This window comes from Bacillus sp. RIT 809 (genome assembly GCF_016892495.1).
GTDB classification, from domain to species: Bacteria; Bacillota; Bacilli; order Bacillales; family Bacillaceae_G; genus Bacillus_A; species Bacillus_A cereus_U.
The window spans coordinates 1-4,730 of sequence record NZ_JAFEMR010000055.1 but is presented as its reverse complement, the minus strand read 5'-3'; the positions used below and the strand labels follow the sequence as shown (position 1 = coordinate 4,730).

The window sequence follows — 4,730 nt, the reverse complement described above, 5'->3', positions numbered from 1 at the left end:
AACAAATAACTTTTCACGAGATTAAAAAAAAGAGCCTTATTAAGGCTCTTTTTTTTAATCTATTTATTAACTTTTTTAATTTTACTTACAAAAAGACTAATTATGCCGATAGCTAAAAATGAATAACCCATTGGTAGTAAATAGAATGGTTCCACAAGGGTACCATCGGATGCAACTTTAGATCCGATCGTATTAAAGCTAACTACACACCCTATCCCTAGGATAAATGGTATTAAAGTTAAAATATATTTTTTCATTTTAAAACCTCCGTATGTAAGGATTGTTTGATAGAAAATAAGTGATTTATAGGTTAGTAAGGTTTGAGCTACTCATTTATAAATTATTTAATTATAAATGATAAAATCCCAGCAATTATGCATGTGATTCCACCTAATAACTGTCCTATTCCAGTGAGTTTGTCTAAAAATGATTCATATGTTTTCGTACTATATATACCCCATAATACTAAGAATACTCCAAAAAGTATAAATGTTAGTTTTAAAATCATCGTATGGTTACCTCTGTATAATATATTTTTTTATGTGTGTATTACTTATATTTTTATTATCACATTGAAATAATAAATGAACTATCTAATAACCTTACATAAAGATGACAGTGTTGTAAGATTTCATAAATGAAAATATAAAAAGAATTCTTCATATATAGGACTTTTAGTTTGTAATATAAGAAAAATTCTTTCGTGTTAAAAGCGATCAAACTTAATTAGTAGTTTTTTTATTAATTTTGTACTTACTAAAGCGATAAATATGAAAAACCTTGAAATCATTGATATTACAGGGTATTTTCTAGTTTGGTATGTTTGTTTCTTTCTTCTCATTTTATATAGAAATAGCGCTGTCATTGAAAGTAAACTTCTAATAAAAAATGTACCTTTTGGTTCGCTTTTTGGAGTTGTTGCGATTCTAGTGGTAATATGTAATGTTTAACAATTCGTAATTGATATCACAAGGGTTTAGCCCTTCGATTCATCCCAGACAATGCACTAACACTTAGGGGTAAGGAAAATATTTTTAAAAAAAGAAATATATGGTTGATATATCCTGAGGTTACATATAAACTAGTAAATGCAAGATAGATTTTAGAAAATTCTGGTAAAAGGTAAATTATGAATTTTAAAAAACCATTGATTACTGCGGCTTTAGGTTTATCAGTTGTATGTTTTGGAGTTACTTTTAATGCAAGCGCAGAAGAACTTAACAAGGATACGCAACCTGTACTGGTAGATAGTGATACTGTTCAAGGATTAAAATCGTCTAACAACCCTGGATTAAATACTTTAGCTGCTCCTAGCAATTCTTCTACTGTAAATGTTTATACGCAATTTTTGGGGAATCCATATGCAATTGCTAGATCTAAATCAACTACAACAGAAGATTATATTTATGCAAAATGTAGAGCAGTTAAAAAAGATGGTACTGTAATCAATACAAGATCTGATAGTAAAAATAGATCTAGTTATGTAGAAGCTACAGCAACAAACACATCTACTTATTATGGAAGTGATTATGCGATTGGTAATCATACTTATAAATTAAGTGGATACAACGATGTCAATCATGAAACGAGAGCTTATTGGTAAGAAAAAAAAGATATGCTTCTTGCATATCTTTTTTTTCAATTGTAATCAAATATATATATAGTGAGGTTCGTGATGAAAAAAATTTACATAGCTATTGGAATTTTACTTGTTTCATTAACTACAATTTATTTTATTTTCAATAAACCACTTACACAAAGGCAAAATTTATCTAATATAGATTCCAATGAAATTATCAAAAAAGGCGAAGATAGGGACCAACAACCTGATACAATCTCTTATGGTTTAAAAGATGAGCATGGTAACCATATAGATAATGGTAGTTCTATTGATAGTAATGATAGCAAAGTAAACGTATCTTTGTCGTTAAATCATAATATTGATGAAGAACGAAAATACGGATTGATAATTTTGGAGGATTATCAACAAAAGTCTTTTAAAATAAAAGAAGACGAAACATCAAAGTATATTTTTGATATGAAACCGAATAGTTCAATAAATACTGAAATCTCTTTAAACATCTCTCCTAATGCGAAAGAATTAACATTTTTATTAGTAAAAAAGCCTGAGTATAAATTAAAAGATAACGATATGAAGAAGGCATCAATATTAGAGGAAGTTCTAAGTATGAGATACTCAATTAATAAGAATAATAAAAAAGAAGAAATTGAAGAAATGGAAATGATACAACCTAAAACTATTTTAAAAGATGGTCTTAATGAACCATTATTTATTACTAAAAATGAAGAAAAACTCCAAGCTGTTTTTTCTGAAACTGAAGGAAAAGAACTTAGCATATCTAATGGAAATGAAACAAATAAAGATATGAAATACGTAATAGTAGCTTTCAGAGATTGGGAACAGATCGAAATACAAGATAATAAAAAAGTTATTTATACTACTGTTGCACCTGAAACTAGACAAATTTTTAATCTCACTTTACCAAAAACTGAACAGGAAAGTAATTTTCAATTAATTGCTTTACCATTTCCAAATGAAGTTAGCAAAGATAACCATGAGAGTCAGAAAGCCTTTGGCTCAATCAGAATAGTGGTTGAAAATGAAGAGTAAATTTTAAAAACTGTAGGGAATAGGGGTACAGCCGCATGCCCATCAACTTAAAAATTTAGAATTACCCCAAAACGAAAAAATGAGTTTTTTTGTTACAAGTTAGCACAAAATTACGTTCTGGGGGTACTATAAAATTTCCGCTTGATGGCGATGTGATGCTACCCCAGTTATAATTTTTATGACTTCTGAAACAGCAAATTCAATAGATTTTAAGTATGGTTCTACTAAAAAGTGATATAATTATTTCTCTGTAGAGAACATCCGAGAAGAACTAAGGAGGATAAAGTTTTGTTTAAGTCAAAAAAAAATATTGTTATAGGTATCATACTTACCTTTATAATCTCTTTGATTGCTGTCGTAGTTTATGCTTTTTATGATAGTGGAAAAAGTGAAGAAATGTGGGCATTCCGAGATGAATTGGATAAAACATTCTTCCCTATTCGTAACGAAGTAGAAAGTTGTATTTTTCTTGGAACAACAGAAAAAAACTTCACATGCAATAAAGATGATATTGAAAGTCGACTCAAAGATAGCAGTTTGACACTTTCTAAGTATGACCCAAAATATAGTGATACAAAAAAATTGAAGAATAAAATAATTGAGAGTATCACCATATTAGAAGAAGCCATTGAAACAAATGATAAAATTTCACCTAATGATAAAGAAAATTTTGTCAAATCAAGTGACGAGTTATTTAATGTGCAGAAAAAATTGAATGAAAATAAGAAAGAAATTCATGAAATTCTTGATAAATATTATAACTAACATACATTCAGCTGACTATTAAAGTCGGCTGAATGTATATTAAGATTTCCCCCCTAACGGATTGGCTTTATAAATGTGTTGGTAGCGCAATTTTATTTATCTGAGGAATCTCCATATACTGATGAAATTAAACCGTTGTATTGTTCATCTGTTATTATTCCGGGGAATCGAAATGAAGAAGAAGGCATTCAACATTTACAGTCTATAAATCAAATTATGAAGTATGGAACAGTCGGCCCTCCAGTAGTCATGACAGCAACAATCAGAAGATAAAAGATCAGCTAGGGGTATAGCCGCATCGCTATCAAGCTAATATTTTTAATTACCCCCAGAACGAAAATTTCATGCATCATTGACTACTGATAATGATGCGTTATGTAGACCTCACAGATAGATATGGGTATACAGTTCTTCTTTTATGGTACACTTCAATAAAAGAGGGGGGAAGAGGTTTGAAAAAGTGGATTAAAATCACATCAACCTTAGTTATTGCTATAGCAGTTGGTATTTTTACTGGTTACAAAGTCGGTACGTATGCAGGTTCAGACGTTAAGGAAAAGCAGACTGAGGGAATTAAAGGGGAAGAGGTAATACTTGACCTCAACTCTGATCGTCATATAATCAATGCAATGCACAAAATGACTCATCAAAAAGTATTATCTCACGAAAAGCAAGGATTTATCAAAATGACTCCAGAAAACATCGAAAAAGTACGTCGAGCGATTGATGAAAGTAATAGTGGAACCTTACAACATAAAGAACAGTACCTCAAGATTTTGGTTCGTTGGTATGAAGGCGATTTCTCTCAATCGGTTGAGGAGCATAATTTATTATGGGAATGGGACAATAACAGCACTGGTAAAGCATACGAATTAGCGACACCGGAACAAGAAGAAGCATACATTTTAGAACAAGCGAAGTCTGAAAAGCAATAAAGGGGTATCGTCACCTCGGTATCAAGCTAATAAAAAGAAATGCCCCTAAAATGAAAAAATACGCTATTTTTTCTGTAGAATCATAGGAAAGGATGGCGTTTTTTATGTCTGTTTCTGTGTCTGACGAATTACAACTACTTGCTCAAGAGATTCAAAGTTTTTTATCTCCAAATACCTTACGGGATCTTGCTAGAGATGTTGGTTTTGTATAACGAACCAGTAAGTACCAAGCAAAAGATTTAGTAGCTTTATGTGTATGGGTGAGCCAAAATATAGCTATGACTTCTTTAGCTCAGTTATCTAGCTGTTTAGAAGCATCAACAGCAGTACTTATCAGTCCTGAGGGACTGAATCAACGATTTAATAAGGCGGCCGTCCAACTTTTACAACACCTACTG

At 30.8% G+C, this 4,730-nt stretch carries 6 protein-coding genes and 1 pseudogene; 6 read left to right on the top strand and 1 reads right to left on the bottom strand.

Translation table 11 applies throughout. The features are described 5' to 3' along the window. Positions 1 to 59: 59 nt before the first annotated feature. The gene (locus JTF23_RS27295; RefSeq protein ID WP_087969514.1) at positions 60 to 257 is read right to left on the bottom strand and encodes a DUF3955 domain-containing protein; all 198 of its coding nucleotides are present in this window, start codon (positions 255 to 257) and stop codon (positions 60 to 62) included. Positions 258 to 1,129: 872 nt separating this feature from the next. Here JTF23_RS27295 and JTF23_RS27290 point away from each other — a divergent pair. The 6 genes and pseudogenes from JTF23_RS27290 to JTF23_RS27265 form a co-directional block, all read left to right on the top strand. Further along, positions 1,130 to 1,603 (top strand): XoxI protein, encoded by a 474-nt coding sequence (locus JTF23_RS27290; RefSeq protein ID WP_204210281.1) that lies wholly within the window; start codon positions 1,130 to 1,132, stop codon positions 1,601 to 1,603. Positions 1,604 to 1,675: 72 nt separating this feature from the next. Continuing rightward, a complete protein-coding gene (locus tag JTF23_RS27285; protein ID WP_204210280.1) occupies positions 1,676 to 2,632 on the top strand; it encodes a hypothetical protein in 957 nt (318 codons plus the stop codon). Positions 2,633 to 2,920: 288 nt separating this feature from the next. Then, positions 2,921 to 3,397, top strand: a complete 477-nt coding sequence (locus tag JTF23_RS27280; RefSeq protein WP_204210279.1) for a hypothetical protein — start codon at positions 2,921 to 2,923, stop codon at positions 3,395 to 3,397. A gap of 75 nt (positions 3,398 to 3,472) precedes the next feature. Continuing rightward, entirely contained in the window at positions 3,473 to 3,670 is a 198-nt protein-coding gene (locus JTF23_RS27275; protein WP_204210282.1) for a hypothetical protein, read from the top strand. A 179-nt stretch (positions 3,671 to 3,849) separates the two neighbouring features. Next, positions 3,850 to 4,332 carry a PRK06770 family protein gene (locus JTF23_RS27270; protein ID WP_204210278.1) on the top strand — a complete coding sequence of 161 codons (483 nt, stop codon included), beginning with the start codon at positions 3,850 to 3,852 and terminating at the stop codon, positions 4,330 to 4,332. Between the two features lie 104 nt (positions 4,333 to 4,436). Further along, positions 4,437 to 4,730, top strand: a pseudogene (locus tag JTF23_RS27265) (IS4 family transposase); the annotation flags it as partial.

Coding starts and splice junctions, on each gene's coding strand:
- JTF23_RS27295 (WP_087969514.1), bottom strand. CDS start 257: ATGAAAAAATATATTTTAACTTTAATACCATTTATCCTAGGGATAGGG.
- JTF23_RS27285 (WP_204210280.1), top strand. CDS start 1,676: ATGAAAAAAATTTACATAGCTATTGGAATTTTACTTGTTTCATTAACT.
- JTF23_RS27290 (WP_204210281.1), top strand. CDS start 1,130: ATGAATTTTAAAAAACCATTGATTACTGCGGCTTTAGGTTTATCAGTT.